The organism is Thiohalophilus sp. (assembly GCF_034522235.1).
In the GTDB taxonomy this organism is placed as follows: domain Bacteria; phylum Pseudomonadota; class Gammaproteobacteria; order UBA6429; family Thiohalophilaceae; genus Thiohalophilus.
Window position 1 is genome coordinate 129543 of sequence record NZ_JAXHLN010000003.1, and the last position, 26281, is coordinate 155823.

Below are 26281 nucleotides of genomic sequence, written 5' to 3' on the forward strand. Positions count from 1 at the left end.
CGGCGTTCCGGGCACTAGCGGGCGATTGCCGCGTCGCTCAGCTTGTCGAGCGCGCCCTGCATCTTCTTGATCACTTCACCGCGATCCCGAATGCCGTGCCGATCGGCAATGTATTGCGGATCGTTATAGCCCAGCCAGACCTGGCCATCGGCATCCTTCCAGGCCAGCGCCTTCATCGGCAAGTCGATACCCGAGGTCTGTTCACTGGTGAACATGTGGCTGCCCAGAGCCGGATTACCAAACAGCAACAGTTCGGTATCCCGCAACGGGATATCAACTCCCGCAGCTTTTTCGGCATGGTTCCAGCGGGTGACGATGCTGATCCCTTTTTGCTTCAGGACATTCTCCAGCCGATCGAGGGTTTCGGCAGCACTGTGCGGACTTTGCTTGACGACGAGTCCCGGCACATCCCCGGCCCAGGCAGCCGGCAGCAGACAAAGGCCCAGAATAAAGACAAATAGACGTTTCATGGAATTTCCTCCTCCAGATTGATTGTTGTTATGGCGAAGCCGAATGGCGGGGGCACCAGAGACAACCTGACTTCGCCGCAGACCCTCTCCCGGTCTGCCGCAACCATTGTAAAACTCCCGGCCGGCAATTCCTATCGCTGTAATCTGATACAAAATCCAGGCCTGTCACTGCTCCCGCGAACGCTTTTGACTCCACCCCGGCTGGTATTCCCCTTTAAAGTTTCCGTGAATCGGCCGATACAACCTGTAACCCGGTGACGCACCGCCTGCCGGACAAGCAGCGGGGTTCACCCCGGCCAATTTCAGGACTGGCACATAAAACAGCGATCAAGGGAACGGGGTGAGCGAAATCACCGGCCACACGCAAACGAGGTGAACTATGGCCAGTCAACATATTCTCATTGTGGATGACTCCCCCACCGATGTGCAGGCGCTGAAGGAGTTGCTCAAGCAGATTGGTGAATATGAAATCAGCGTTGCCACCGATGGTGCCGAAGGGGTCAAGATGGCGATAGAACTGGTGCCGGATCTGATTCTGATGGACGTGGTGATGCCCGGAATGAACGGGTTTCGCGCCACCCGTGAGATTGTGCGCGCGGAGCAAACCGCTCATATTCCGATCCTGATCGTCACCACGAAAGAACAGGTTTCCGACAACATCTGGGCAATACGTCAGGGTGCCTCGGGCTTTTTGAACAAGCCGGTCGATCCGAACGAACTCAAGCCCCTGGTGCTTGAGGCATTGGCCTGACAGTGCCGTCGTTCAGACCGCGTCCTGCTTAATAGTGGCCGTGCTGTTGCTCCGCTTTTTTAAATGGACCAGCAGCAGGGCGATACCCGCCGGCGTCATCCCGGAAATGCGCGCCGCCTGGCCCAGGGTCGCGGGGCGAATACGGTTGAGCTTTTCACACACCTCGGCTGACAGCCCCTTGACCACATGATAATCAATATCATCGGGCAGGGCCGTCTCCTCGTGATCTCGCTGACGGGCAATCTCATCTTTTTGACGTTGGATATAGCCGGCGTATTTAGCCTGGATCGCGACTTGTTCGGCCACCACCGGATCCAGGACGCGCTCACCGCCGTCCATCAGTAAAGCCAGATCGGCATAACGCACCTCGGGGCGGCGCAGCAGATCGTGCAGGGTGGCCTCGCGCGACAGTTTCTTACCCAGTAACTGTTCCTGTTTTTCTACCGGGATCTTGTCCGGATGCACCCAGGTCGAACGCAGCCGTTGCAGCTCTTTTTCCACCGCCTCGCGTTTTTGTTCGAACGCCGCCCAGCGCGCGTCATCGATCAGCCCCAGTTCGCGACCTTTTTCGGTCAGGCGCAGATCGGCATTGTCCTCGCGCAGCATCAGCCGGTACTCGGCGCGACTGGTGAACATGCGATAGGGCTCCTGGGTGCCGGCGATGATCAGATCGTCCACCAGCACGCCCAGATAGGCTTCATCACGCCCCGGGCACCAGGGATCTTTTTCCTGCACTTGCAAGGCCGCGTTCAGGCCCGCCAGTAACCCCTGCGCGGCGGCCTCTTCGTAGCCGGTGGTGCCGTTGATCTGACCGGCAAAGAACAGCCCCGGCATGTATTTGGTTTCCAGGGAAGGCCGCAGATCGCGCGGATCGAAATAATCGTATTCAATCGCGTAGCCGGGACGGGTAATGTGGGCGTTTTCAAACCCCTTGATCGAACGCACCAGCGCCAGCTGCACGTCAAAGGGCAGGCTCGTGGAGATACCATTGGGATAGACCTCGTGGGTACTCAGCCCCTCGGGCTCGACGAATATCTGGTGGGCATTTTTGTCGGCAAAGCGCACCACCTTGTCCTCGATCGACGGGCAATAGCGCGGCCCGACCCCTTCGATCTCGCCGCTGTACATGGGCGAGCGATCCAGTCCGCCACGGATGATCTCGTGGGTCCGCTCGCGGGTGTAGGTGATATGGCAGGGCACCTGCGCCGGATGGTCTTCGGCATCACCCCTATAAGAGAAGACCGGCAGCGGATCATCGCCATGCTGGGTTTCCAGTTGGGAAAAATCGATGCTCTTGCCGTCGAGTCGCGGCGGCGTGCCGGTCTTGAGCCGGTCGACCGTGAACGGCCGCTCGCGCAGACGCCGGGATAACGCATTGGCCGGCGGATCGCCGGCGCGGCCGCCTTCATAATTGGACTCGCCGATATGAATGCGCCCGCCCAGAAAGGTGCCCACGGTCAGCACTACCGCCCGGGCGGCGAACTTGAGCCCCATCTGGGTCTCGACCCCGACCACCCGATCGCCCTCGACGATCAGATCCTCCACCGCCTGCTGGAACAGGGTCAGGTTGGGGGTGTTCTCCAGCGCCAGCCGCACCGCCTGTTTGTACAGCGCGCGATCGGCCTGGGCGCGGGTGGCGCGCACCGCCGGCCCCTTGCTGGCGTTGAGGATCCGAAACTGGATTCCGGCCCGGTCGGTGGCGCGCGCCATCAGCCCGCCCAGCGCGTCCACTTCCTTGACCAGATGGCCCTTGCCGATGCCGCCGATGGCCGGATTGCAGCTCATCTGGCCCAGGGTCTCGATATTGTGGGTCAGCAGCAGGGTGCGCACGCCGGCCCGGGCCGCGGCCAGCGCCGCCTCGGTCCCGGCATGCCCGCCACCGACTACGATGACATCGAATTTATCCTGATAAAACATGTGCTTGGAGCCTTATTAACAAGGGGCGCCATTGTACGCCGCTGGACGGAAATTGGCCATCATCCCGCGCTGGCGGCCGAATTAAAACTGTTTAAAAAATAGTATTGACAATCATTCTCATTTAGATATAGTAGAAATCAAGATTCACCACCGGGCAGGAATACACAATGTATGTTTGTCTTTGCAAAGGCGTTACCGACACCCAGATCCGCGACGCCGTGATCGACGGCGCTGACAGCCTGCGCCATGTACGCCAGCAACTTGGCGTGGCCAGCAACTGCGGCCGCTGTGCCCAGTGCGCCCGCGAGGTCATCCGGCAAACAAAGCAAGAGCTCGCCAGTCTCGACGCCGCCTGTCAGGTCGCCTGATCACCCCAAACTTTGCCGGGTTGCCGCCCGCGACCCGGCCCGCTACCTTTCCTCTACTTTCACTCCCCCCAACCGGGGCGACGCCACCCCTCTGACCAGCCAGGTTCCGGCCTGTCTACAAGGCGAGAACGTCACCGAAATGCTCAAAGGCGATCTCACCATCGAACAGGAAGCCGTGCCGCTGCTGCGTTAGGCGGTCGACTATTGCGAATCCAAACAAGATTACAATGGCCTCTCTTTGCCGTGTTGGTAACGTGTTTGGTCGCGGGGTATTCTTCACCAAACCCTGTCAGCCGACAGTGGCAACGCGCGGCGTCTCGTCGACATTCGATGTGATTGTCTCGCCATCCGTGCGCTCGAACACCGCCAGTGGATGCGTGGTCACCACTTCCAGTGCTACCCGATCGCCGGGCGCCAGATGGATCTCGTGATTAACCCGCGCCTGCAGCACCGGCCCGTCATCCACCCGGGCGCCGTACAGCCGGCTGCCGCCTTCATAACGTCCCCATTCGATGACAGCGTTGCCGGTGGCTGAAGGTGTCAATGACAGATCGTCCGGGCGTAATAACAGGTCCACCTCGCCCGAGGCGCCGCCCACCGGAGCCGCCGGCACCGCGCCCAGCCAGGTGTGGACCCGATCCTTTTCCAGTTGCCCGGGCAGAAAACTGGCCTCGCCCAGAAACCGGGCCACGAAGCGGCTGGTCGGCCGGGTGAAACAGGCCTCGGGGGTATCGACCTGCTCCAGATTGCCCTGATTGAGGATCCCGACCCGATCCCCGACTGACAGGGCCTCTTCCTGATCATGAGTGACCCAGATGGCCGGCACGCCCGCTTCTTTCAGCACGCTGCGGATCTCCCAGCGCAGACTGTCCTTGAGCGCGGCATCCAGGTTGGATAACGGTTCGTCCAGCAACAACAGCGCCGGCTCATGGGCCAGGGCCCGTGCCAGCGAAACGCGCTGTTTCTGACCACCGGAGAGATTACCGGGCATGGCGTAACGCAGCCCTTGCAGGCCGAGTAGTTCGAGCCAGTGATCGACACTGGCGGTATCGTTCAGCCGAAAGGCGATGTTCTGTTCGACGTTCAGGTGCGGAAACAGCGCGAAATCCTGGAACACCATCCCCACGTGGCGCTTCTCCGGCGGCACATGCTGGCGCGGGGTGATAACCCGGTTACCCAGGCGGATGGTGCCGTCGCACATGGGGACCAGCCCGGCCAGGGCATACAGCACAGTGGTCTTGCCGCAACCGGTGGGTCCGACCAGCATCAGAATCTCGTGCTCGGCCAGGCTGACATCGAGGTGTTTGACAATCGGCGTATCGCCATAGCGCACGCACAGGTTCTCTACATTCAGCATCAGGATCGCTCGTCGTTTAACATGGTCAGCTCGGCGCGGCGTTCGCCCGAGAGCATGAAGGCCAGCGCAATCCCGGAGATCAATACCAGCAATAGCCCGGGAACCGCGGCCCGCCCGAAATACCCGGCCTCGTACACCCGCCACAGATAGGTGGAGAGGGTTTCAAAACCGGTGGGGCGCAACATCAGGGTGGCCGGCAGCTCGCGCATCGCCTCCAGAAAGACCAGCGCCGCGCCGGCCACGATGCCGCGCAGGGTCAAAGGTAGCGTAACACGGCGGAACGCTTCACGGTGCGTGGCACCCAGAGTGCGGGCCGCATAGATCAAACTGTTGTCCATGCGCTCGGCGGTGGAGCGCACCGAACCCACCGCCAGCGGCATGAAGCGCATGACATAGGCCAGCACCAGCAGGGCCAGCGTCTGATAAAGCAACGGCAACTGAAGGCCCACATAGACCAGTGCCGTCCCCATCACGATGCCCGGCACGCCGAAGCCCAGATAGGTGATCCGCTCCATCAACCGCCCGGCACGCCCGGCAATCGCCGCATAGGCCACCGGCACCGCCAGCACCACCGCCACCAGCGCCGCCAGCAGCGAGCTGTAGGCCGAGTTCCAGGCATAGACAAAGTCGAAGCCGCCGCTGCCCTCGCGGATCAGCCACTGGGCAAAGATGAACAATGGCAGCCCGATAGCCAGGCCCGCCACGATCAACACCGCCACCGAGGCCCCGGCAATGTGCCAGCGATTGGGCCACAACGACAGGGTGCGCCCGGGCCGCTCACGCGACGTCCCCACCCGCGATTCCAGATAGAGCACCACGGCGACGATGACCAGCAACTGCAGCGAAAGCATCGCCGCCTGGGCCAGACCGAAGGCGTTGTATTCGACGAAGATCACCCGGGTAAAGGTATCCAGACGCATGATCGCCGGGGTGGCAAAGTCGGATAGCGTATACAGCGCCACCAGCAAGGCCCCGGCAGCAATCCCGTTGCGCACCCGCGGCAGCACCACCCGCCACAGGCTCATGGACAACGACAACCCGAGGATCCGCGATGCATTGACCAGACTGCCATCGAGACTGCGCAATGAGGCGCGGGTCGTCAGCAGGACAAACGGAAAAGTATAGAGCGTCATCACCAGGGTCGCGCCAGCCAGGCCATGCACACCGGGCATTGGCAGACCGATGAGGTTTTCGATCTCGCCGCCGGGGCCAAAAGCCGCATAAAAGGTAAATGCGCCAATGTAACTGGGCATGGCCAGCGGCGCAGCCAGGGCGATCAGCCACAGGCGACGAAACGGCAGTTCCACATAGGCCGTCAGCAGCGCCAGCGGCACGCCCAGCAGCACGGAGCCGATCACCGTGAACAGGGTGAGCAACAGCGTGTTGATCAAAATGCCCAGGGAATGGCTGTCGAAAAACTGCGCGGCATCGGCGCCCAGCACGATCAGCACCCCGATGGGCGCCAGCGCTGCCAGCGCCACCAGGGCCGCCACCGGATAGGAACGGGGAAAGCGGATCATAGCACCCCGACATCGCGCATCAGATCGAGGGTGGGGCGCAGATCGGCCAGCCGGGTCAGATCGATTTCGGGCGGATTAATGTCCTGGAGCGGCGGCAAGCCTTGAGGCATCGCCACGCCCTGTACCATCGGGATCTCGTAAGCCTCCTCGACAAGATAGGATTGCACCTCCTGGCTCAGCAGGTAACGGATGAAGTTCATCGGCGTCTCGCCCTCGCTCAGTGCCATCACGCCGGAGGCGTTGAGCAGGCAGCCGGCATCATCCCGGGTAAAGGCCAGATCCACCCTGGCGTCCGGCTTGCCGGTTTTCAGGCGCAGGGTGTAATAGTGATTGGCAAAACCGACATCCACCTCGCCGCGCTCGACCGCCAGCACCACGCCCAGCTCGCCGGCATAGCTGCGTGACTTTTTCTTTATCTTTTGCAGCCAGTCACGGGTGGCCTGCTCGCCCTCGAGCAGGCGCATCGCGGTGATAAAGGACTGGAACGAGGCATAGGCCGGGGCCCAGCCGACGTTCAGATCACTGTCGGCCAGCGTCATGATGTCATCGGGGATCTGCTCAGGCGCGATCCGTTCGGTATTATACGGCAGGGTCCTGATCCGACCGGTGACCGGCGACCAGCTCGGGTAACGAAAGCCGGGTTTCAACTGGTTGCGAATATCCTCTGGCAGGGGTCGGGCCAGACCGGCATCATCAACCAGTCCCAGCGCGCCGGAGTCGACCGCCCAGAACAGATCGGCCCGTTTGACCCCGGCCCTGGCCTCGGCCACCAGGGTATTGGCCAGTGCCGCAGTCGGACCGCGACGGATCCGCAGGTTCAGTTGCGGATTGCGTTGCTTGATCGCACCCAGCACGTCTTCGTAAAGACCACCCTCGCCGCGTCCCAGATAGAGAGTCAGATCCCCTTCCAGGGCCGGCAGGGCATCCACCGACACCGCGCCACGATCAGCGGCCAGTGCCCGACTTATCGCTGGTGGCAATGCACCGCTGGCAACCAGCGCCGCAAGACTTTGCAGGAAGGTTCGGCGTTGCATCTTTAAAAGACGTCCCGCTTGTTCTTTTCGGCCTGCTTGAGCAACTCCCGCGCGCGATCCAGTTTTTTCTGCATGGCATCGACGATCTGCTTCACCGCCTCCATGGAACCGTCGGCATTCAGTTGCTGCGGCAGGGTAACGTTGAAGTCTTTCTCGAGATCTTCCACCAGCTCGGCGTCCTGTTCAATCAGCGCGCCCTCGATGCCTTCGAAGCGGGTCTGGTACGTCTCGTATACCAGCTCTTTCGCCTCGTCATACTCTTTCTCGGCAAACTCGATCACCACCTCACTGAGGTTATGTTTGATCGCGTCGATAGTCGCCACCGGGCCCATGGCCTTACCGCCCCCGGAGGGGGTCCGACCTTCGGTCTGAAATTTGGCGGCCAGTTTGACCGCCCCCAGCGACTGCCAGAGTGCCTGTTCCAGGGCCGCCTGCTGCCGGCGCACTTCGGCGATTGGTTTTTCTTTCTGGATCGCTTCCTGCAAGCCATACAACCCCTGCCAGATATTGGCATACAGCGGCACATAGTTGGTCTCGATGGCGGCGTGGAATTTTACCGCCTCCCAGTGATCCACCAGCTGTGTCGGCCTGGCAGCCGTGGCGCCCTGCTCTTTATAGGTGGCCACGATGCCGTGCACCTTCTCCAACAACCAGTGCACCTCGTCGGTGTACTCATTGATGTGGGCCTTGAGATCCTTGACGTGATCGCCGATCTCGCCGCTGGCCTGGGCCGGACCGCTGACCAGGACCGCGGCAAAGGCCGCCGCCAGCAGCCACGAAAAGCGGGTTGTCACAGACTGAAACATGGTCACTCCTGAACTCGACAAATAAGGGAGTGATATTCTAAATGATATTCATTTTCATTCAAAGAGGAATCGCGCATTTCACCGAAATGGCCGATGTTACCGGCGGCAACGCCCATGCCATGGCCGAAGCGGCGCAACAGCCGGGCAGCCTCGCCGGCGAACTGCGCGACATGATGACGCGCTACCGGCTGTAAGGTCTTGCCTTCTCAGGCCGGTGAACGCAACCAGAATCGCCGCCCTGACGGGTGGCGATGTTTCTCTTCGGCGAGTTGTTCCACGATATAAGTCCGCAGCGCGGCACGGGCCTCCTCCTTGCTGGCGAAGGGACCGCGATCCGGACCCTTGCGCACCGCAAAAAACCATTCGCCATTCCCCTCGTAAAAACGCTCCGAGCGGACCGGCGCCTGTTCCTTTTCGTCATCAAACCGGTACATGGTGATCACCGCCTTATGCCTTGTCAGAGTCGAAAAGCATAGCGGGTGCGATCTTTTTTGCCTGTCAGACCAGGCTGAAAATCGCGTAGGGTTTTTCTCTGATTCCTGTCAGAATTCGCCGACAGGCTGTCCGCCTCCTGGACAGATTCAATCCTGTCCGCTACGGACCCTCTCCTACCTCTCGCTTCAAGGAGTGTAAACGTCATGTCCCTGAATTTACCGCCCATCGGCATCACCGTCAGCCTGCTGCTGGCCAGCAACGTATTTATGACCTTTGCCTGGTATGCTCATCTGCGCGATCTGACCCACAAGCCCTGGATCGTCGCGGCGCTGATCAGCTGGGGCATCGCCCTGTTCGAATACCTGTTGCAGGTTCCGGCCAACCGCACGGGCTACACGGTGATGAACCTGGGCCAGCTGAAGGTTCTTCAGGAAGTGATCACCCTGTCGGTATTCGTTCCTTTTGCCTACTTTTATATGAAAGAGCCGCTGCGGCTGGATTTTCTGTGGGCCGGTCTCTGCTTGCTGGGAGCGGTCTATTTTATCTTCCGTCCCCATTTGCATAGTATTTTACAAAGCTGAGGGGAACCTTTTGCCGCGCACGAACGTGTAACAGGGTATGGCCATAATCCCCCTGCTAGCCGGGCAGCGCGCCCGCCAGTTTGAGCAACAGCTGCGCCCGCACCTGCCGGCGCTGTACCGCTATGCGTTTCGACTGTGCGGCAACCGCGACGATGCCGAGGATCTGGTCCAGGAACTGCTGACCCGCCTGTTCGAGAAACAGACCCCCCTCGATCATCTGGATAACCCGCAGACCTGGCTGCTGACCGTCCTCTACCGCCAGTACATCGATACGTGGCGCAAATCGCAGCGCACCCCCACCGATCTGAACGACGCACACAGTGACGAGATTCTGGACAACCTGCACCAGAGTCGGGATACCCCCGAACACGCCCTGGAACAGACCCGCCTGCAACACGACTTGCAACAGGCCATCGATTCACTGAACGAGGAGCAGCGCCTGGTCGTGCTGCTGCACGATGTGGAGGGGTTCACCCTGCCACAGTTGCAGGCGGTGCTGGATATTCCCGGCGGCACGCTCAAGTCGCGCCTGCACCGCGCTCGCGCCCGCCTGCGTGAGATTTTTTCGTCCGAGCGGGAACCTTCCACGCCCGTCGAGCGTGTTAACGGGTAAGGAGCGAACCGATGACGATGACCCACTGCACCACTTTTCAACAGCAACTGGATGACTGGCTTGACGGCCAGCTGCCGCCCACCGTTCAGGATGCGCTGCAGGATCACCTGCAACAGTGCGAGCGCTGCGGGCAGCAGTACGCCCGGGCCCGGGAGCTGCAGCAGGCGCTGCACGATCTGCCCGTGGTCCCGCCCTCGCCCGACTTTGCCCGGCGCGTCATGCAACACGCCACCCGGCCGCGGCGCACCGCCACAAGCGGCTGGCTGAAAGGATCGATCGCGGCCGGCGCGCTGGTCACCGCCCTGTTCGCCGGTTATCTGGCCGGTAACCTCTCCGGCAGCGGCGAGACTGACGGGACGATCATGGTCACGCTGGCGCCACAGCAAACCCGGACCGTACAGCTGGCCTTTCACAGCCAACGGGCGCTGGAAGATGTGCGGCTGACCCTGCAGTTACCCGAACACGTCGAGATCGACGGCTACCCGGGTCGCCGCGAGCTGAGCTGGCAGACCGACCTGGCACAGGGCAGCAACCGCCTGCAACTGCCGCTGATTGTTCGCGACAACGATTGGCAGCGCGGCGAGCTGATCGCCAGGCTTGAGCACCCCAGCGGCCGGCGAGAGTTTCGCATCCAGACCCGAGTCATTGAACCGCCTGTCAATTCAGGCACACCGCAACAGACACTCTAACCCACCCCGACAGGAGCACGACGATGAAAACACTGAAACCTTATTTCTTGACCTTGATGGCAGCACTGCTGCTGCCGCTCGGTGTCCAGGCCCAGGAGCAGGACGATCTCGAGGTCACCCTCGAAGCGGTCCCGGCCGACAGTTCCGCCGATGCGGCGGTCACTGACATCCGGCTACCCGAGGACGCCGCGCCTGAAGCGCACGAAAACGCCGAGTTCGGCATCGACACGGCCAACAAGGCACGTCGCCTGCGCGAGGAAATGAACGAGGACTTCGGCCAGGATGTCTCCGACACCGCCCGGGATCGGGCCGAGGAGCGGAACCAGAATATTCAGGTCCCGGGTGATCGTCCGTAAATAACGCCGCAACAACAACCCCCCACGCAAACCACGTCGGTATTTTACCGGCGTGGTTTGTTTTATTATATTTACACAATATATTGAGGATTCTGTCATGCCACCGGGACGGACCGTCCGCTTTTCACTGTCGCTATGCCTGCTCCTGTTCAGCGCCCTCACCGGCGCCTTTGCCGCGCCCGTCGGTCAGGCCGAGTTCGAACGGGGGGTGGCGGCCTCGCAACGCGGGGAACATCAACAGGCGATCCAGGCCTATCTGCAGGCGCAACGCGCCGGCTTCGATCAACCCGCCCTGCAGTACAATCTGGGCGTCAGCTACTTCCGGCTCGGGGACTACGCCAAAGCGGCGCAACAGTTCGCGCAACTGACCCGCGATCCACAATGGGCCGCGCTGGCCCATTACAACCTGGGGCTGGTGGCCCGGCGTCTGGATCAACCCGACCGGGCCGCGGATCATTTCGAACAGGCTTACCGGCGCAGCGATAACGCCCGGTTGCGCGCGCTGGCCGCCAGCGCGCTGGATCGGCTGCCTGGCACCCGCGCGGATGCCGGCACCACATTGTCAGCGACCGTTGCCGCCGGTTACGACAGCAACGTGGCGCTGGCCCCCGATGCCGAGACCGTTAACCTGAGCGACAACAGCGATCTGTTCATTGAGGCCGGGGCGGTGGTCAATCACCGTCTCAGCGCCGACAGTACCCGCGCCCGGTATCTGTTCGGCGGCCTGCACCTGCGCCAGTACCTGGATGTCAGCGAATTCGATCAGCAGAGCCTGCGCCTGGGGTTCAACCAGGAGCAGATCCTGCAGCGCTGGCAACTGGATCTGCGCGCCTATCTGGACAATATCCATGTCGACTCGGACCGTTTTGAACAATCGCTGAATATCGCCGCCAACGCACGCCGCACCCTCGGCGGCGGTCGCGATCTGCGGCTGCATTATCAGGCCGGGCTGATCGACGGCGGCGCCCGTTATGCCTATCTTGATGGCTGGGAACAGCGGCTCGGCATCGACAGTCTGTTGCCGACCGGCGCGGGCTGGTTACGTTTCGGTTATCAGCTTGAACTCAATGATCGGGACGATCTCGAACAAAATGGCGAGTTCTTCAGCTACTCACCGACCCGCCACAGCCTGTTCGCGCGCCTCACCCTTCCCGACGCCGGCCACTGGCGTTACACCCTGCGCGGGGAATACCGCTACAGCGATTACGACGATCCCTATCGGATCAGCAACGGCACCGGCACCACCGAAGTGCCCCGCGAGGATCACCGCTATCTGGTCGGGATCCGGGCGCAGCAACGCCTGGCCGACAGGACAGCGCTGTTTGTCGACTATCGCTATATCGACAACGATTCCAACATCACGGCGTATGACTATGCCCGCCACCAGGTTATGGGCGGGATCGAGGCACGGTATTAACCGCTTGTTATGGCCTTGTCGATATCGTTGGGACTGCTGCTGTCCCCGGCCGAAGTGAGATGGCCGATCAACAAGATGGCTGAAAAATTTTTTCTCCGGCGGGCTTGATCGTTCTCCAAAAGTTCTCTACAGTTAGAGAACGTTAGGAGAACATATGCTCACTCAACTCGAACAGCGCATACTGGATTTCATTCGGGACTATATCGGTGACCATGAGCACGCACCGACCCTGAGCGAGATCGGCCAATCCCTGGAGATCAGCTCCAAGGGCACGGTACACCGGTATGTGCAGTCGCTGATCGAGAAGGGCGAGCTGGAGCATGTTCAACGTGGTTGGCGCGGCATTCGGCTTGTCAGTCCCACTCCCACTCGATCCACAACCCTCCCGCTGGTGGGCCGGATCGCCGCAGGCCATCCTATCGAGGCCATTCCCGGCCAGGAAGAATTGAATCTCAGCGACATGTTCGTCGGTCGCGACCGCTATGCCCTGCAGATCAAGGGCGACTCCATGATCGGTGTCGGCATTCTCGACGGCGATCTGGTGATCATTGAACCCCGCGACCAGGCCGAGTACGGCGACATTGTGGTGGCGCTGATCGACGAACAGGAAGCCACTCTCAAACGTTATAAACGCTATGCCGACGGCCGCGTGGAACTGAGCCCGGAAAATCCGGACCTGCAACCCATGGTCTTCGATCCGCGCCGGGTCCGCATCCAGGGCATCCTGGTCGGCCAGCTGCGCACTTACCAATAAAGCTCCCGGTGGATCATGCCGGATCGATCCCCTTCCCCGTCCGCCGCCACACCTGCCTTCAAAGCCTGGCCGCGCGCCATCCTGCTGGTGGACATGAACGCCTTTTTCGCCTCGGTGGAGCAGCTGGACCGACCCGAGCTGCGTGATCGACCGGTGGCCATTACCAACGGCCAGCAGGGCACCTGCATTATTACCTGCTCCTATGAAGCCCGCGGCCAGGGCGTGCACACCGGCATGCGCCTTAAAGAGGCCTGGCAGTTATGCCCCGCCCTGATCCAGATCCCGGCCCGGCCGCAACGTTACGCCGCGGTTTCCACGACGATCATGGCCGCGCTGCAGGCGGCGATCAGTCCCGACATGGAAATCTTTTCGGTGGACGAGGCCTTTCTTGACATCACTCGCTGTCAAAACCTGCTGGGTCATCCGGCCGATATCGCGCAGCGCGCCAAACAGGTGGTCTTCGAGGCCTCCAACCTGCGCTGTTCGGTGGGGCTCAGCGGCGACAAGACCACGGCCAAATATGCCGCCAAGCTCAACAAACCCGACGGGCTGACGGTCATCCCGCCGGACGAGGCAAAACAACGACTGGCCAATGTCCCCGTCACCGAACTGTGTGGCATCAATCGCGGCATTGGCGAGTTTCTGGCCGCCCGTGGCGTCCACGTCTGCGGCGACATGGCCAAACTGCCCATCGGGGTACTGGCACAGCGTTTCGGCAATCCCGGGCGGCGCATCTGGTACATGGCCCAGGGGACCGATCCCGATCCGGTCCACGTCAATGTGGCCCCGCCCAAAACCATTGGCCACGGCAAGGTCATCCCGCCCGATACACGCAACCGGGAGGTACTGCTGACCTTCTTATTGCACATGAGCGAGAAAGTGGGCGAACGGCTGCGCCGTCATAATCTGCAGGCGCAGCATTTTTTTATCGGCCTGCGTTGCGCCCAGGGCTGGCTCGGCGCCAAATCGTCGACCCGCCTGCCGACCGACGACGGCGGGGCGATCTACCAGTTGGGTCGTCAGGTATTGCGTTCTCACTGGCAGGGCGAAGGCATCCATCAGGTCCAGATCACCGCGCTGGATCCCCGCAATGGCGAACGACAACTGCAACTGTTCGAGGCCGAACCTGTCCAGCAACGTGCCAGTAATGAAGTGATGGATGCGATCAATCAGCGCTATGGCGAGTTTACCCTGGCCCCGGCCCGGCTGCTGGGCCGCTCCGAGATGCCGAACGTGATCTCGCCGGCCTGGAAGCCCTTCGGCCATCGACAAACCATCCCGGACAATTAACCCTGGCGATTTCTCTGCCACACCAGCGTGCGGTTGTTGACCGGCATTTCGATATCCTCTATCAGGGACAGGCCCGCCGCCTCCGCGAGCCGTTGCAGATCGGTGACGTCGCGCACGCCACTGACGGGATCGCGCTGGCGCAACCCGGTATCAAACCGCGCATTGTTTTCACTGGTGTGGACACCGTCGTACTTGAACGGCCCGTAAAGACAGAAGCGACCGCCGGGCGCCAGCACGCGCCCCACTCCGTCGAACAAGATTTCCACGGCAGGCCAGCCCATGATATGCACGGTGTTGGCACTGAATACGCCGTCGTAGGTATCTTCAGGCCAGGCGGGTTTACGCAGATCCAGCACAAAAGGCCCCGCAAGGTTGTCGTTTTGCGACTCCGCCTGCCAGAGGCGGATTCCCGGCAGGTTCTCCGCCACATCGCTGGGCTGCCAGTGCAGGTGCGACAACTGCTCGGCAAAAAACACCGCATGCTGACCGGTGCCGCTGCCGATTTCCAGAATCGTTCGACAGTCGGCAAACTGCTGCTGCAACACCGCCAGGATCGGCTGCTTGTTCTCCTCGCAGGCTTCGGCAAAAGGCTTCATCAGACAGGACTCATTTCGGTTGGGCACTTGCTGTGCGTTAGATATGTATCAATATTTGATATGTATCAATACTGGCTATTTATATTAGTATTATATTAATTACCGGGTTATCAAGCGATATTGGAGTTGGCATGCGCATCGTGTTGTTATTTGGCCTGCTGGCAACCGTTCTGGCCGGTTGTCAGGAGGGCCCCTCGCCGGCTGACAAGGCGGCGGCACGGCCCGACGGCGCCAGGCTGTACACGCAATACTGTGCCGCCTGTCATGGTGACGAGGGTGACGGCGGGGTGGGCGTCCCGCTGAATCTTCCCGATTTCCAATATGGGGTCAGTGATCGATTTTTAAAAGAGACGATTCGTCATGGTCGCCCGGGGCGGGTTATGCCGGCGTTCCCCACACTCAGTGAAGCCGAAGTCGATGCCCTGGTCAGACATTTGCGCAGCTGGGCGCCGGGCAAACCGCTTACGCCAACAGATGAGACGATCGAGGGCGATCCCCGGCGGGGCGAAGCGCTCTATGCCAAACATTGTGTCAGCTGCCACGGCGCGCAGGGCGAGGGCGGCGAAGGCACCGGCGTGACATTCTCCCGGCCACGCGATCTGCCCGTTATCGCGCCGGCGCTCAACAACAGCGGCTTTCTGGCTGCCGCCTCGGACAAATTGATCAAGGCCGCGCTGATGAACGGTCGCGAAGGCACCCCGATGCCGTCGTTTCGCAAACAGGGACTCAGCGAACAACAGATCGACGACATCGTCAGTTATGTCCGCAGCTTCGAACAGCAGCCGGATCCCAATACCGTGGGCAGCGCGGATGATGAACCGCTGACCATCAGCTACGAATCGCCCTATTCCGTCGAGGAGACCGTTGAAGCCCTGAAGCGGGCCGCCGTGGGCAGAAACTTTCGTATTATCCGGACCCAGAAGCTCGAGGACGGCTTTTTTGCGGAGGACGAGCAAAACCCCGATCAGGTGATTGTCCATTTCTGTAATTTTGATTTCCTCAATCGTGCTCTGGCCATCGACCCGCGTGTGGGACTGTTTTTGCCCTGCCGGGTCACGGTGGCGAAACACGAAGGCACGGTCGAAGTCACGGCTATCAATCCCAAGCGTCTGGCCTATCTGTTTAACAATGCCGAGCTCAACCGGCTCTGCGACGAAATGGCGAAAACCTACAATCTGATTATCGAAGAAGCGACATTCTGATGATGAAACGACTTGCTCTATTATTCAGCCTGTTAATCGTGCTGGCACCGGCCTACAGCGCCGACCGCCTGCTGATGGCCCGTACCGAACAGGCCTTTCCCGAGGCCATGTTGAAGCTGCAGGAGACCATCAAAAAACACGGCTACACCGTCAGCCGGGTACAACGGGTCGATATCGGTCTGACCCAGTTTGGTTACAAGACTGACAAGTACCGGGTGGTTTTCTTCGGCAAGGCGGAAGAGATCCGTCGCATGAGCAAAGAGTATCCGCAGCTGATACCGTACCTGCCGTTGAAGATTGCGATCTTCGCCGAAGAGGAAGACACGCTGCTGGTCTCTTTCAGTCCCTTGCAACTGCTGGAAACCGACGAGCCGGAGCTCAACAGCGTACTGGAAAAGTGGGCCGCCGATCTGCAGGCCATGCTTGCCGACATGCGCAGTAGCGAGTAGCCATTCGCTCATTGCGCCGCAACAGCCGGGGGCAACTCGATCATTTTCTCGACCCGCAAATAGTACGCGCCAGGCTCATGGCAGTTTGCGGCGGCCATCACCAAATCCGGCCACAGACGCCAAACCCATAAACTGTCAGGATTTCAATCGCCCGAAATGGTGACCCACGCGGCCCGGGGACTTATGGCCCTGCCGGCACTTGCACATCGGCCGTCGTGGCGGTAGCTTATGTTTCCCGTCATCACGGCACGGCTAACGGACTACCGAATCATGCTGGACAAACTCGACACTCCCCACTTGCGGCAGATCATCAGCGCCTGCCCCATCGGCATTTTGCTGCAGGACAACCACGGGCGGATCAGCTGGGTCAACGATACCCTGGCGCAAATGCTGGGTGAAACACGCCGGGCGCAACTGCTCAACCAGCGCGCCGATGAACTCCCCGCGCCCCTGTCCGAGCTGCTCAACCTGAATACGACCCTGCATCTACCGGGTGACGAAGCCGACGAGGATCGCTGGTTGATGGGTCAGCAACAAACCCTGCCCGATGCGCAGGGTACGGTTCACTATTTTATCGATATCACACCGTGGCACGGGGTGATGCAGGAGCGCGATCAACTCAAGGATGAACTCAACGATATCATTATGGTCGATAACGAAACCGGCATGCGCAACCGCAAGGGGCTCTACTACAGTCTCGAACCGCAACTTTCGCGCAGCCGCCGTTATGACCGCCCGCTCTCGGTTATCATTTTGCGGCTCGATTGTCTGAAACATTTCAAAGAGCGTTATCAGCGTGATGACGCCCTGCCGTTATTGACCACCGTCAGCCGTCTGCTCAGCGATCAACTGCGCTGGGCGGACATCGCCGGACGCCTGTCAGAAAACGACTTTTTGCTGGTACTGCCGGAAACCCACGCCGAGGACACCAGCAAGGTCGTGGACAATCTGCGCAAGCAGATCGATGCATTGACCATTCCCGATCTGGAACCCGCCGATTTTGCGATCACCGCCCGGTTCGGGGTTGCCGAATGGCGCAAGGGCGATGACATGGGGCTGTTGTTGATGCGCGCCCGCCAGATGCTCGACGACACCGGCCCGCAACCCGCCGCAAGCGGCTAGGCCCGGCCCTTCGGGCAGGGCCGAGTAACGAGTGACGAGTTACGAGGAAAGGCTTCTTAAGGACACGTCTACGGGCAGCACCCTCAGTTACCGATTCTAATCCGAAACCACGAAGATTCATTCTTCCTTCGTGTCTTGGTGTCTTCGTGGTGAATATTTTCCTCGTCCCTCGTAACTCGTTACTCGTCCCTTTTTAGAACGCGAGCTGATCCAGTCGTTGGCGGACCCGGCCGACAGCAGCCCGCACCTGGTCGGGCGCGGTTCCACCGACGTGGTTGCGCGCGGCGACCGAGCCTTCCAGAGTCAGCACCTCGAACACATCCGGCTCGATCACTTTGGAAAACTGTTGCAGCTCATCGAGACTCATCTCGGACAGATCCTTGTCATTGTCCACACCGTAACGTACCGCCTTGCCGACGATTTCGTGCGCGTCGCGAAACGCCACACCCTTGCGGACCAGGTAATCGGCCAGATCGGTGGCGGTGGAGAAGCCGCGCCGGGCCGCATCGATCATGTTATCCCGCTTGACCTGGATCTGCGGCATCATGTCGGCATACAGTTTCAGACACCCTTTGACATTATCGATGGTGTCAAACAGCGGCTCCTTGTCTTCCTGGTTGTCCTTGTTATAGGCCAGCGGCTGGGCCTTCATCAGGGTCAGCAACGACATCAGATGGCCGTAGATACGCCCGGTCTTGCCGCGCACCAGTTCGGGCACGTCGGGGTTTTTCTTCTGCGGCATGATGCTCGAACCGGTACAGAAACTGTCGCCCAGATCGACGAAATCAAACTGTGCCGAAGACCAGAGAATCAACTCCTCGGAAAAGCGCGACAAATGCATCATCAATACCGAGGCGGCTGACACCAGCTCGATGGCAAAGTCCCGATCACTGACCGCGTCCAGGGAGTTTTCCGCCACGGCCTCAAAACCCAGTTCCCGGGCGGTAAAGGCGCGATCGATGGGATAGGTGGTTCCGGCCAGCGCCGCGGCACCCAGCGGCATGACATTGACGCGTTGATAGGCATCCTTGAGCCGTGCCAGATCCCGCAGCAGCATCTCCACCCAGGCCAGCATATGATGACCGAAGGTCACCGGCTGCGCGGTTTGCAGGTGGGTAAAGCCGGGCATGATGGTCTCGGCCTCCGCTTCGGCCAGTCCCAGCAACCCCTCGATCAGACGGGTGACTTCGGCCTGAATCTCGCGCATCTCATCGCGCAGATACAAACGGATATCGGTTGCCACCTGATCGTTGCGCGAACGGCCGGTGTGCAGTTTCTTGCCAATATCGCCGATACGATCGGTGAGGCGCGCCTCGATGTTCATATGCACATCTTCCAGGCTCGTCGACCAGGCAAACTCACCCCGTTCGATATCCTGCTCGATCACCTGCAAGCCGTCGACAATCGCATCCCGTTCGGCTTCACTCAACACCCCGACATGCGCCAGCATGCGGGCATGCGCGATGGAACCGGCGATATCGTGTTTGTACAGGCGCTTGTCAAAACCGACTGACGCGGTAAACACCTCGACAAAGGCGTCGGTGGGCGCGGTAAAGCGCCCGGCCCAGGGTTTACCGGTCCAACTGGTATCACTCATGACGGTTCATCCATTCATTCAACTGCTTCGATTATAACGGTTTCACTCTGGTTGCGCATGAGTTCGCGCAATTTGTGCTTTAATTCACCCCGTTATTGCCTACACTCACGGCTAGCGGTTGTCCGGGCTGTTTTCTCATCACTGCCAACTTTCCGCAATAACGGGGTTCAGCTAAAATGACAGACAGGCCAACTGCGGAACAGACTATGCCGGGCACCGCGGATAACACCCGTACACCTACCTCTGTCACGGAGCAGGGCAACCTGTTCCTGCCGGATTTTTGCGGCATCCGCATGGTGTTTCTGATAGTGATTATCGCCGAGCTCGCCGCGATTGTTATCGCCCTGGCGCCGCTGGAGACCACCCTGACCGAACGCTGGGCACGACTGGGACTGATCTCCCTGTTTGTGCAGTGGTGTGCCCTGACCAGTTGCGCCGTGTTATGCCTGTTGCGTCGGCACCTGGGTCTGCTGCCCATCTGGAAGGCCAGTCTTTACAGTTATCTGCTGATTCTGCTGATCATTATCCTGGTCAGTGAAGGCGCCTACTGGTTGATCTATTATCCCGGCGGCCTGGATACTCTCTGGCACAGCAAGTTTCTGGCGCGCAATCTGCTCATCGGCCTGATCATCACCGGCCCGCTGCTGCGCTACTTCTATGTCCAGCAGCAATGGCGACGCCAGGTCCGCGCCGAATCGGAATCCCGTCTGCAGGCCCTGCAATCCCGTATTCGACCGCATTTCCTGTTCAACAGCATGAACACCATCGTCAGCCTGATCCGGCAGAAACCGGAACAGGCCGAACAGGTGGTGGAAAATCTCGCCGATCTGTTTCGCGCCTCGATCAGCGACGCCCGCCAACGCGTGACGCTGGCCGAAGAGCTGGAACTGTGCGAACGTTATTTACAGATAGAACAGTTGCGTCTGGGTGATCGACTGAAGGTGCACTGGCGGGTCGGTGAACTGCCGGATGATGCACAGGTCCCCGCCCTGTTACTGCAACCACTGATCGAAAACGCCATTTATCACGGCATCGAACCGCGCACCGAGGGCGGCACGATCGAGGTAGAGGGCGTTGTGGACAGGCAACAACTGCAGGTTATTATTCGCAATCCATTACCCGAGACCGATTCATCCCGGCCGTTTCGCCCGGGTAATCAGCTGGCCCTGCAGAACATTCGCGATCGGCTGGCGGCCGGCTTCGATGGCCCCACACAGCTTTCACTTGACGAGGATGAACGGCGTTTTAAAGTCTGCTTGAGTTTTCCCTATGAGCCCTGGCATGAAAATTCTGATCGTTGATGATGAACCGCTGGCCCGCAGTCGTCTGCAAAATCTGCTGGAGGCGCTGCCCGATCTCACTGTCGTCGGTGAAGCCCGTAACGGCCGACAGGCGCTGGAGCTGGTACAACAGCATCAGCCGGATGTGGTGTTGCTGGACATTCGCATGCCCGGGATGGACGGCATGGAAGCCGCTACTCACCTGAACAAACTGGCCAATCCGCCGGCAATCATTTTTACCACCGCCTACGATCAATACGCCCTGCAGGCATTCAAAAGCCACGCGGTCGATTACCTGCTCAAGCCGATCAAGCAGCAACAACTGCAACACGCCCTGCAGGCCGCCACCCGGCTGACCCGCGCCCAGCTGCAATCACTGGCACAACTACAGGAAGAGCACGCCACCACACCACAACATATCAGTGCCCGCGTTCAGGGCGGCGTGCGACTGATTCCGGTCAACGAGGTGCTCTATTTTCTGGCCGAAGACAAATATGTGACGGTCTGTTACCGGGGCGGAGAGGTGTTGATCGAGGAGTCGCTCAAATCCCTGGAGCACAAGTTTGCCGATCAATTCATCCGCGTGCATCGCAATGCCCTGGTGGCACAGCGCTATATCAAGGCGCTGCGCAAGGATGGCCAGGGGCGCATGCTGCTCTGTCTGCAGCATGGGGAGAAAACCCTGGAAGTCAGTCGCCGGCACCTGCCGGCGATCCGTCAACTGATTCGATCGATGGCGATCGCAGGGGGGTGAAAGCGGCGTTACTGCAGGGAGACGTTCATCGGCCGCAGGTGCTGCAACGAGACCTCAATGGCATCATCCAGTTCACCGCCGTAGAACGCCGGGGTGGTGATACCCAGCACCCGCTCGGCCAGTTCGTGGCCGCGATAATCGACAAAGATCACCGTCGGCGTGACACTGGCCCGGTATCGCGTAGCGATATCGGAGGGTTCACGCATCCGGCCGTCGAAATCCCGAATATCCGAAAATCGATCGACCTTGATAATGCGCATGATCACCCTGTCGGTGTACTCACCACTTTTGCGCATGGGTTCGAGAAACTGTTCGCGGACCTGATCACAATAGCTGCAACCATCCTGCGAAAACATGATCAGCAGCGGCAGGTTCTTCTCCCGGGCCAACTGCCCGTCGGCGTGCAGATCCGTGGTGAGCGGTACCTTGTAGGCAGGCGCGACCTGAGCTGTCGTGCTCAACGGCAGCGTCAGCAACAGGGGGAGCAGCGATGTGGCAAGAAAACGTCTTAACATCAGGGGCATCGGTACGACCGGGATTTGGTGTAGTATAGAGGTTTGTGCGATTTTCTCCGCATAAGTTTTATAATCTCTTTTTATACCCCCATTAAATCTTAATCAAGAGCAAGGCATGAGCGAAACCCTCCGTATTGCGACACGCAAAAGTCAGCTGGCCCTCTGGCAGGCCGAATATGTCAAAACCGCGCTGGAAGCACTCCATCCCGATCTGCAGGTCGAGCTGTTGAAAATGACCACCCAGGGGGACAAGATCCTCGATACCCCACTGGCCAAGGTCGGCGGCAAGGGGCTGTTCGTCAAGGAGCTGGAAAACGGCCTGCTCAACGGTGACGCCGATATCGCTGTCCACTCGATGAAAGACGTGCCGGTGGAACTGCCCGACGGCCTGCATCTGCCGGTCATCTGCCCGCGCGAGGATCCGCGCGATGCCTTTGTCTCCAATACTTACACCGCGCTGGAACAACTCCCCCAGGGCGCCCGGCTGGGCACCTCGAGCCTGCGCCGCCAGTGCCAGATCGCCGAACTGCGGCCGGATCTGGCGATTCTCGATTTGCGCGGCAACGTCAATACCCGCCTGCAAAAACTCGATGACGGCCAGTATGACGCCATCATCCTCGCCGCCGCCGGGCTCAAGCGGCTCGGCTTCGAGGATCGTATCACCCAGTTCCTCGGCCCGGAGATCAGCCTGCCGGCCATTGGCCAGGGGGCCGTCGGCATCGAGTGTCGCCGCGACGATGAGCGAATCAACCGCCTGATCGCCCCGCTCAACCACGCCACCACCGCCACCCGGGTACGCGCCGAACGGGCCATGAACCACCGTCTCAACGGCGGCTGCCAGGTGCCGATCGCCGGCTATGCCGAAGTTTCCCACGGCGTGATCCTGATCCGCGGCCTGGTCGGACGCCTCGACGGCAGTGAAATCGTCCGCGGCGAGATCGCCGGCCCGCCGGAGGATGCCGCCGAACTCGGCCTGGTTCTGGCCGAGGATCTGCTGGCGCGCGGTGCCGACGTGATCCTGGAGGAGCTGTATGGGGCGTGATCTGGGCGGTCTGCGGGTGGTCGTTACCCGCCCGGCCCGCCAGGCCGCCGCCCTGGCAGAACGCATCAAACAGGCCGGCGGCCGACCGCTGCTGTTCCCGCTGCTGGCCATCACCGGTCCGGCCGATCCCGAGGCACTTCGCCCCCTTCTCGAGCGACTCTCCGACACCGATCTGCTGATCTTTGTCAGCCCCAACGCCGTGCGCTACGGCCTCGAACAGCTGGCCGCCTACGGCGGCGACCTGCCGGCAAACAGCCGTCTCGCCTGCGTCGGTGAGGGGACCGCCCGGGCGCTGGAACAGCTGGCGGGACGCCCCCCCGATCTCCTGCCCGCCGGGGGCGACGACAGCGAGGCGCTGCTGGCGTTGCCGGCCCTGCAGCAGGTCGACGGTCTGCGGGTGGTGATCTTTCGCGGCCAGGGAGGGCGCGAACAGCTGGCCGAGACCCTGCGTGCCAGAGGCGCACAGGTGGGGTATGCTGAGGTCTATCGGCGGGTCAGGCCCGACAATGATCCCGAGTGGTTACTCGACCCGTTGCGACAGGGGGAGATCGATATTATCAGTGTTACCAGCAGCGAAGCGCTGGATAATCTGATCGAATTCGGCGCGCCCGAGCTGGAGACATTGCAACGCACCCCGCTGGTGGTGTTTCATCAACGGATTGCCGATGCCGCCCGGCGGCACGGATTTCACGGCCCGCTACGGGTCTGTGACCAACCCGGTGACGACGGGTTGCTCGAGACACTGCGCCGCTGGCGCCACGGTGAGTAACAACGCGATGAACGACAAAGACGACAACGAAGCCAATAACACGCTGCCCGACAGCGCCGACGAGACGGGCGAGGCACCTCAACAGGAGGCCGGCCCCGATGAAGCGGCGCAGACAACCCCTGCCCCGAAAAAGGCCGCACGTGGCGGCACCGTGGCGCTGTTTTTCGCCCTGCTCAGTCTGCTTGCACTAATCGCCCTGGCCGGCGGCGGCTATTATCTCTGGCAGGATCAGCAACAGTTGGCCGCCGAGCGCGGGCAACGGATCAGCAGCTTGCAGGATAACCTTGCCAACCTCCAGCAGGAACTTCGCGCAAACAACGAACAGCAGGGTGAACAACTTGCTGATTTGCGTGAACGCCAGAGCAATCTGGACAACGCGCTGGAAAACCTGCTCACCAGTCGCAGTCATCTGCGTAACGACTGGCTGCTGACCGAGGCCGAGTACCTGCTCAAACTGGCCAACCATCGGTTGTTACTCGAGCGGGATGTCGAGACCGCCATTGTTGCCCTGCAGTCGGCCGATGCCCGACTACGCGAAATGGCCGATCCCGGCCTGCTGACAATCCGCAAGCGCATCGCGGCCGATATCAATGATCTGCGCAGCATTGCCCAGCCGGATCTCGCCGGGCTCTCCTTCAACCTGAGCAGCCTGGCCGGGGATATCACCCGTTTACCCCTGGCCACCCCCGATCCGCAAAGCAAGACCCGCCAGGGTGAACAGCCCACCGCCGATAAGGTCGACAACTGGCGAGAGTTGCCGGCGGCGATCTGGCGCGATATCAAGTCACTGGTGGTGATTCGCCATCATGATGAGCCGATACAACCGCTACTGGCGCCCGAACAACGGTTCTTCCTGACCCAGAACCTGCAACTGCAACTGGAACAGGCGCGCCTGGCGCTGCTCAACGGCCAGACCCGGGTCTATCAGGAGCGACTGCAACAGGCCCGTCAGTGGCTGGAAACCTATTTCGATACCGAACATAACGCCACCCGCCAGGCAATCGAACAGCTGCGCGAACTGGCCGGGCAGGAGATCCATCCGCAACTGCCGGATATCAGTGATACGCACCAGGCCTTGCTGGAATTTCGTCAGCAACGCCAGCCGGGCGCCCCGGAGTCAAACAACGACAGTGATCAACAGGACAGCCCATCATCATGAAATGGTTGTTCTATGCCTTTTTGATTTTGCTCGGTGGTGTCCTGCTCGGGTTGCTCGCCTATCAGGATCCCGGCTATGTGCTGATCAGCCGCGGAGAGCACACCGTGGAAATGACCCTCTCGCTGTTTGTCAGTGCCATTGTCATCGGTTTTATTGTGCTCTATATGTTGATCCGGACGGTCGTGCGCAGCTGGCATGTCCCGGCACGCTGGCGCCGCTGGCGTAAACTGCGCCGTCGGCGCAAGGCACGCCAGTCTTCCAACCGCGGTCTGATCGAACTGGCGGAAGGCAACTGGCGCCGCGCCGAGCGTGCGCTGATCAAACACGTCAGGGAGAGCGACACCCCCCTGCTCAATTACCTCTCCGCCGCGCGGGCCGCGCAAAAACAGCACGCCCACGAGCGTCGCGATCACTATCTGTCACTGGCGCATAACAGCGCCCCGGGCGCCGACATCGCGGTGGAGCTGACCCAGGCGGAACTGCAACTGGCCCACGGCCAGCTGGAACAGTCGCTGGCCAGCCTGATGCATCTGCAATCGCTGGCTCCGCACCATCCGCATGTGTTGTATCTGCTCGTGCAACTGTACGAACAACTGCACAGCTGGGGCGATCTGCAGGTTTTGTTGCCCCAGCTGGACAAGTACAAGGTACTCAGCGAGAGCGAGCATGATCAGCTCAGCAAAAAGGTTTATCTGAATCTGCTACAGATGAACCAGCATAAGGCCGAGAGCCTCAATAACATCTGGCAACAGATGCCGCGCGATCTGCGCCATGATCATGCATTGATCGAGGAGTACGCCCGACACCTGATCGATCTGGCGCAACACGACACCGCCGAAGCGATTCTGCGCGATGCAATCAAACGCGACTACAACAGTGAGCTGGTACGTCTCTACGGGCTGGCAAAATCAAGCACGCCGGAACGCCAGTTACAACAGGCGGAACACTGGCTCAAGGGCCGGGAAAACAACGCCAATCTGTTGCTCACACTGGGACGCCTGGCGCGGCGTTGTGAGCTATGGGGCAAGGCGCGCAGTTATCTGGAAGCCAGCCTGGGCAATCACGAGCTGGCGGAAACCTATCGCGAGCTGGGTCAGTTGCTGGATAAACTCAATGAACGGGAACAGGCCGCGGAATACTATCGCAAGGGATTACTCTTGGGTGTCTGAGGAATAACCGGTGTCATGCTCGCCGGATTCCATCTCACCGACCTCCTGAGCCACCTCGTCAAACAGGCTGTTACATGCCACCCGCAGATCATGTAACCGATCGGCAATTTCGCTGACCTTGTCGTAACTTCTGCCGTGCAACTCCTTTTGCATACGATGCGCCGTCGAATGAGCCATGCGCAACATATCGCATAGATGGGCCGCCTCATCCAGCAAGCGGCTGCCCTTTTCTCCAACTGAATCCGTCACTACTGTCATCCCGTCTTGCA

Annotated in this window: 30 protein-coding genes; 19 read left to right on the forward strand and 11 right to left on the reverse strand. The window is 60.5% G+C overall.

The features are described 5' to 3' along the window. Positions 1-14: 14 nt before the first annotated feature. Positions 15-470, reverse strand: coding sequence for a DUF302 domain-containing protein (locus U5J94_RS03445; protein WP_322564237.1), 456 nt, complete (start codon positions 468-470; stop codon positions 15-17). A gap of 379 nt (positions 471-849) precedes the next feature. Between U5J94_RS03445 and U5J94_RS03450 the strand changes: the two genes are divergently transcribed. Then, positions 850-1221: a response regulator gene (locus U5J94_RS03450; RefSeq protein WP_322564238.1), complete on the forward strand. Its 372-nt coding sequence runs from the start codon at positions 850-852 to the stop codon at positions 1219-1221. Positions 1222-1233: 12 nt separating this feature from the next. On the opposite strand, the gene mnmG is transcribed toward U5J94_RS03450, so the two are convergent. Beyond that, positions 1234-3138, reverse strand: a complete 1905-nt coding sequence (gene mnmG / locus U5J94_RS03455; RefSeq protein WP_322564239.1) for a tRNA uridine-5-carboxymethylaminomethyl(34) synthesis enzyme MnmG — start codon at positions 3136-3138, stop codon at positions 1234-1236. Positions 3139-3305: 167 nt separating this feature from the next. Here mnmG and U5J94_RS03460 point away from each other — a divergent pair, with 167 nt between their 5' ends. Next, positions 3306-3506, forward strand: coding sequence for a bacterioferritin-associated ferredoxin (locus U5J94_RS03460; RefSeq protein WP_322564240.1), 201 nt, complete (start codon positions 3306-3308; stop codon positions 3504-3506). Between the two features lie 289 nt (positions 3507-3795). Here the strand turns inward: U5J94_RS03460 and U5J94_RS03465 are convergent, their stop codons facing one another. Genes U5J94_RS03465 through U5J94_RS03480 form a run of 4 tightly spaced genes read right to left on the reverse strand, consistent with a single transcriptional unit; the run spans position 3796 to position 8223 of the window. Then, a complete protein-coding gene (locus U5J94_RS03465) occupies positions 3796-4863 on the reverse strand; it encodes an ABC transporter ATP-binding protein (protein ID WP_322564241.1) in 1068 nt (355 codons plus the stop codon). Next, positions 4863-6383: an iron ABC transporter permease gene (locus tag U5J94_RS03470; RefSeq protein WP_322564242.1), complete on the reverse strand. Its 1521-nt coding sequence runs from the start codon at positions 6381-6383 to the stop codon at positions 4863-4865. The genes U5J94_RS03465 and U5J94_RS03470 overlap by 1 nt, the downstream gene beginning before the upstream one ends. After that, the gene (locus tag U5J94_RS03475) at positions 6380-7417 is read right to left on the reverse strand and encodes an extracellular solute-binding protein (protein WP_322564243.1); all 1038 of its coding nucleotides are present in this window, start codon (positions 7415-7417) and stop codon (positions 6380-6382) included. Before U5J94_RS03475 ends, U5J94_RS03470 begins: the two co-directional genes overlap by 4 nt. A 2-nt stretch (positions 7418-7419) precedes the next feature. Continuing rightward, on the reverse strand, positions 7420-8223 hold the full coding sequence (locus U5J94_RS03480; protein ID WP_322564244.1) for a hypothetical protein: 804 nt from the start codon (positions 8221-8223) through the stop codon (positions 7420-7422). A gap of 41 nt (positions 8224-8264) precedes the next feature. On the opposite strand from U5J94_RS03480, the gene U5J94_RS03485 reads away from it, so the two are divergent. After that, positions 8265-8417, forward strand: a complete 153-nt coding sequence (locus U5J94_RS03485) for a hypothetical protein (protein WP_322564245.1) — start codon at positions 8265-8267, stop codon at positions 8415-8417. Between the two features lie 12 nt (positions 8418-8429). On the opposite strand, the gene U5J94_RS03490 is transcribed toward U5J94_RS03485, so the two are convergent. After that, positions 8430-8657, reverse strand: coding sequence for a DUF6316 family protein (locus tag U5J94_RS03490; RefSeq protein WP_322564246.1), 228 nt, complete (start codon positions 8655-8657; stop codon positions 8430-8432). Positions 8658-8861: 204 nt separating this feature from the next. On the opposite strand from U5J94_RS03490, the gene U5J94_RS03495 reads away from it, so the two are divergent. The 7 genes from U5J94_RS03495 to U5J94_RS03525 all read left to right on the forward strand — a co-directional run bounded on the left by U5J94_RS03495 (position 8862) and on the right by U5J94_RS03525 (position 14358). After that, positions 8862-9239 carry a DMT family protein gene (locus U5J94_RS03495; RefSeq protein ID WP_322564247.1) on the forward strand — a complete coding sequence of 126 codons (378 nt, stop codon included), beginning with the start codon at positions 8862-8864 and terminating at the stop codon, positions 9237-9239. A 37-nt stretch (positions 9240-9276) separates the two neighbouring features. Beyond that, entirely contained in the window at positions 9277-9852 is a 576-nt protein-coding gene (locus U5J94_RS03500; protein ID WP_322564248.1) for an RNA polymerase sigma factor, read from the forward strand. An 11-nt stretch (positions 9853-9863) separates the two neighbouring features. After that, positions 9864-10541: an anti-sigma factor family protein gene (locus tag U5J94_RS03505; protein WP_322564249.1), complete on the forward strand. Its 678-nt coding sequence runs from the start codon at positions 9864-9866 to the stop codon at positions 10539-10541. A 23-nt stretch (positions 10542-10564) separates the two neighbouring features. Beyond that, positions 10565-10897, forward strand: coding sequence for a hypothetical protein (locus tag U5J94_RS03510; RefSeq protein WP_322564250.1), 333 nt, complete (start codon positions 10565-10567; stop codon positions 10895-10897). A 97-nt stretch (positions 10898-10994) separates the two neighbouring features. Beyond that, complete coding sequence (locus U5J94_RS03515; RefSeq protein ID WP_322564251.1) at positions 10995-12314, forward strand: tetratricopeptide repeat protein; 1320 nt, start codon at positions 10995-10997, stop codon at positions 12312-12314. Between the two features lie 154 nt (positions 12315-12468). Further along, positions 12469-13068, forward strand: a complete 600-nt coding sequence (lexA, locus tag U5J94_RS03520) for a transcriptional repressor LexA (RefSeq protein WP_322564252.1) — start codon at positions 12469-12471, stop codon at positions 13066-13068. A 15-nt stretch (positions 13069-13083) separates the two neighbouring features. Next, the gene (locus tag U5J94_RS03525; RefSeq protein ID WP_322564253.1) at positions 13084-14358 is read left to right on the forward strand and encodes a DNA polymerase IV; all 1275 of its coding nucleotides are present in this window, start codon (positions 13084-13086) and stop codon (positions 14356-14358) included. On the opposite strand, the gene U5J94_RS03530 is transcribed toward U5J94_RS03525, so the two are convergent. Beyond that, a complete protein-coding gene (locus tag U5J94_RS03530) occupies positions 14355-14954 on the reverse strand; it encodes a DUF938 domain-containing protein (RefSeq protein ID WP_322564254.1) in 600 nt (199 codons plus the stop codon). The genes U5J94_RS03525 and U5J94_RS03530 overlap by 4 nt on opposite strands. A 131-nt stretch (positions 14955-15085) precedes the next feature. Between U5J94_RS03530 and U5J94_RS03535 the strand changes: the two genes are divergently transcribed. The 3 genes from U5J94_RS03535 to U5J94_RS03545 all read left to right on the forward strand — a co-directional run bounded on the left by U5J94_RS03535 (position 15086) and on the right by U5J94_RS03545 (position 17727). After that, a complete protein-coding gene (locus tag U5J94_RS03535) occupies positions 15086-16156 on the forward strand; it encodes a c-type cytochrome (protein ID WP_322564255.1) in 1071 nt (356 codons plus the stop codon). Continuing rightward, the gene (locus U5J94_RS03540) at positions 16156-16605 is read left to right on the forward strand and encodes a DUF302 domain-containing protein (RefSeq protein ID WP_322564256.1); all 450 of its coding nucleotides are present in this window, start codon (positions 16156-16158) and stop codon (positions 16603-16605) included. The genes U5J94_RS03535 and U5J94_RS03540 overlap by 1 nt, the downstream gene beginning before the upstream one ends. A gap of 228 nt (positions 16606-16833) precedes the next feature. Beyond that, a complete protein-coding gene (locus U5J94_RS03545; protein WP_322564257.1) occupies positions 16834-17727 on the forward strand; it encodes a sensor domain-containing diguanylate cyclase in 894 nt (297 codons plus the stop codon). A 193-nt stretch (positions 17728-17920) separates the two neighbouring features. Here the strand turns inward: U5J94_RS03545 and argH are convergent, their stop codons facing one another. Beyond that, positions 17921-19324: an argininosuccinate lyase gene (argH, locus tag U5J94_RS03550; protein ID WP_322564258.1), complete on the reverse strand. Its 1404-nt coding sequence runs from the start codon at positions 19322-19324 to the stop codon at positions 17921-17923. A 206-nt stretch (positions 19325-19530) separates the two neighbouring features. On the opposite strand from argH, the gene U5J94_RS03555 reads away from it, so the two are divergent. Both U5J94_RS03555 and U5J94_RS03560 read left to right on the forward strand, forming a co-directional pair. Further along, positions 19531-20625 carry a sensor histidine kinase gene (locus U5J94_RS03555; protein ID WP_322564259.1) on the forward strand — a complete coding sequence of 365 codons (1095 nt, stop codon included), beginning with the start codon at positions 19531-19533 and terminating at the stop codon, positions 20623-20625. Further along, complete coding sequence (locus tag U5J94_RS03560; protein ID WP_322564260.1) at positions 20606-21358, forward strand: LytTR family DNA-binding domain-containing protein; 753 nt, start codon at positions 20606-20608, stop codon at positions 21356-21358. The genes U5J94_RS03555 and U5J94_RS03560 overlap by 20 nt, the downstream gene beginning before the upstream one ends. Positions 21359-21366: 8 nt before the next feature. Here the strand turns inward: U5J94_RS03560 and U5J94_RS03565 are convergent, their stop codons facing one another. Beyond that, positions 21367-21873: a thioredoxin family protein gene (locus U5J94_RS03565; protein ID WP_322564261.1), complete on the reverse strand. Its 507-nt coding sequence runs from the start codon at positions 21871-21873 to the stop codon at positions 21367-21369. A gap of 115 nt (positions 21874-21988) precedes the next feature. On the opposite strand from U5J94_RS03565, the gene hemC reads away from it, so the two are divergent. Genes hemC through U5J94_RS03585 form a run of 4 tightly spaced genes read left to right on the forward strand, consistent with a single transcriptional unit; the run spans position 21989 to position 26012 of the window. Further along, on the forward strand, positions 21989-22915 hold the full coding sequence (gene hemC, locus U5J94_RS03570) for a hydroxymethylbilane synthase (RefSeq protein WP_322564262.1): 927 nt from the start codon (positions 21989-21991) through the stop codon (positions 22913-22915). Then, complete coding sequence (locus U5J94_RS03575) at positions 22905-23684, forward strand: uroporphyrinogen-III synthase (RefSeq protein WP_322564263.1); 780 nt, start codon at positions 22905-22907, stop codon at positions 23682-23684. Before hemC ends, U5J94_RS03575 begins: the two co-directional genes overlap by 11 nt. 7 nt (positions 23685-23691) lie before the next feature. Further along, entirely contained in the window at positions 23692-24843 is a 1152-nt protein-coding gene (locus U5J94_RS03580) for a uroporphyrinogen-III C-methyltransferase (protein WP_322564264.1), read from the forward strand. Beyond that, entirely contained in the window at positions 24840-26012 is a 1173-nt protein-coding gene (locus U5J94_RS03585; RefSeq protein WP_322564265.1) for a heme biosynthesis protein HemY, read from the forward strand. Before U5J94_RS03580 ends, U5J94_RS03585 begins: the two co-directional genes overlap by 4 nt. Here the strand turns inward: U5J94_RS03585 and U5J94_RS03590 are convergent. Further along, entirely contained in the window at positions 25995-26261 is a 267-nt protein-coding gene (locus U5J94_RS03590) for a hypothetical protein (protein WP_322564266.1), read from the reverse strand. The two genes, U5J94_RS03585 and U5J94_RS03590, sit on opposite strands and share 18 nt — an antisense overlap. Positions 26262-26281 lie beyond the last annotated feature (20 nt).

What these genes read in the sequence shown, in the direction of transcription:
- U5J94_RS03445 (WP_322564237.1), bottom strand. Translation starts at nt 470, where the DNA reads ATGAAACGTCTATTTGTCTTTATTCTGGGCCTTTGTCTGCTGCCGGCT.
- U5J94_RS03450 (WP_322564238.1), top strand. Translation starts at nt 850, where the DNA reads ATGGCCAGTCAACATATTCTCATTGTGGATGACTCCCCCACCGATGTG.
- mnmG (WP_322564239.1), bottom strand. Translation starts at nt 3,138, where the DNA reads ATGTTTTATCAGGATAAATTCGATGTCATCGTAGTCGGTGGCGGGCAT.
- U5J94_RS03460 (WP_322564240.1), top strand. Translation starts at nt 3,306, where the DNA reads ATGTATGTTTGTCTTTGCAAAGGCGTTACCGACACCCAGATCCGCGAC.
- U5J94_RS03465 (WP_322564241.1), bottom strand. Translation starts at nt 4,863, where the DNA reads ATGCTGAATGTAGAGAACCTGTGCGTGCGCTATGGCGATACGCCGATT.
- U5J94_RS03470 (WP_322564242.1), bottom strand. Translation starts at nt 6,383, where the DNA reads ATGATCCGCTTTCCCCGTTCCTATCCGGTGGCGGCCCTGGTGGCGCTG.
- U5J94_RS03475 (WP_322564243.1), bottom strand. Translation starts at nt 7,417, where the DNA reads ATGCAACGCCGAACCTTCCTGCAAAGTCTTGCGGCGCTGGTTGCCAGC.
- U5J94_RS03480 (WP_322564244.1), bottom strand. Translation starts at nt 8,223, where the DNA reads ATGTTTCAGTCTGTGACAACCCGCTTTTCGTGGCTGCTGGCGGCGGCC.
- U5J94_RS03485 (WP_322564245.1), top strand. Translation starts at nt 8,265, where the DNA reads ATGATATTCATTTTCATTCAAAGAGGAATCGCGCATTTCACCGAAATG.
- U5J94_RS03490 (WP_322564246.1), bottom strand. Translation starts at nt 8,657, where the DNA reads ATGTACCGGTTTGATGACGAAAAGGAACAGGCGCCGGTCCGCTCGGAG.
- U5J94_RS03495 (WP_322564247.1), top strand. Translation starts at nt 8,862, where the DNA reads ATGTCCCTGAATTTACCGCCCATCGGCATCACCGTCAGCCTGCTGCTG.
- U5J94_RS03500 (WP_322564248.1), top strand. Translation starts at nt 9,277, where the DNA reads ATGGCCATAATCCCCCTGCTAGCCGGGCAGCGCGCCCGCCAGTTTGAG.
- U5J94_RS03505 (WP_322564249.1), top strand. Translation starts at nt 9,864, where the DNA reads ATGACGATGACCCACTGCACCACTTTTCAACAGCAACTGGATGACTGG.
- U5J94_RS03510 (WP_322564250.1), top strand. Translation starts at nt 10,565, where the DNA reads ATGAAAACACTGAAACCTTATTTCTTGACCTTGATGGCAGCACTGCTG.
- U5J94_RS03515 (WP_322564251.1), top strand. Translation starts at nt 10,995, where the DNA reads ATGCCACCGGGACGGACCGTCCGCTTTTCACTGTCGCTATGCCTGCTC.
- lexA (WP_322564252.1), top strand. Translation starts at nt 12,469, where the DNA reads ATGCTCACTCAACTCGAACAGCGCATACTGGATTTCATTCGGGACTAT.
- U5J94_RS03525 (WP_322564253.1), top strand. Translation starts at nt 13,084, where the DNA reads ATGCCGGATCGATCCCCTTCCCCGTCCGCCGCCACACCTGCCTTCAAA.
- U5J94_RS03530 (WP_322564254.1), bottom strand. Translation starts at nt 14,954, where the DNA reads ATGAAGCCTTTTGCCGAAGCCTGCGAGGAGAACAAGCAGCCGATCCTG.
- U5J94_RS03535 (WP_322564255.1), top strand. Translation starts at nt 15,086, where the DNA reads ATGCGCATCGTGTTGTTATTTGGCCTGCTGGCAACCGTTCTGGCCGGT.
- U5J94_RS03540 (WP_322564256.1), top strand. Translation starts at nt 16,156, where the DNA reads ATGATGAAACGACTTGCTCTATTATTCAGCCTGTTAATCGTGCTGGCA.
- U5J94_RS03545 (WP_322564257.1), top strand. Translation starts at nt 16,834, where the DNA reads ATGTTTCCCGTCATCACGGCACGGCTAACGGACTACCGAATCATGCTG.
- argH (WP_322564258.1), bottom strand. Translation starts at nt 19,324, where the DNA reads ATGAGTGATACCAGTTGGACCGGTAAACCCTGGGCCGGGCGCTTTACC.
- U5J94_RS03555 (WP_322564259.1), top strand. Translation starts at nt 19,531, where the DNA reads ATGCCGGGCACCGCGGATAACACCCGTACACCTACCTCTGTCACGGAG.
- U5J94_RS03560 (WP_322564260.1), top strand. Translation starts at nt 20,606, where the DNA reads ATGAAAATTCTGATCGTTGATGATGAACCGCTGGCCCGCAGTCGTCTG.
- U5J94_RS03565 (WP_322564261.1), bottom strand. Translation starts at nt 21,873, where the DNA reads ATGTTAAGACGTTTTCTTGCCACATCGCTGCTCCCCCTGTTGCTGACG.
- hemC (WP_322564262.1), top strand. Translation starts at nt 21,989, where the DNA reads ATGAGCGAAACCCTCCGTATTGCGACACGCAAAAGTCAGCTGGCCCTC.
- U5J94_RS03575 (WP_322564263.1), top strand. Translation starts at nt 22,905, where the DNA reads ATGGGGCGTGATCTGGGCGGTCTGCGGGTGGTCGTTACCCGCCCGGCC.
- U5J94_RS03580 (WP_322564264.1), top strand. Translation starts at nt 23,692, where the DNA reads ATGAACGACAAAGACGACAACGAAGCCAATAACACGCTGCCCGACAGC.
- U5J94_RS03585 (WP_322564265.1), top strand. Translation starts at nt 24,840, where the DNA reads ATGAAATGGTTGTTCTATGCCTTTTTGATTTTGCTCGGTGGTGTCCTG.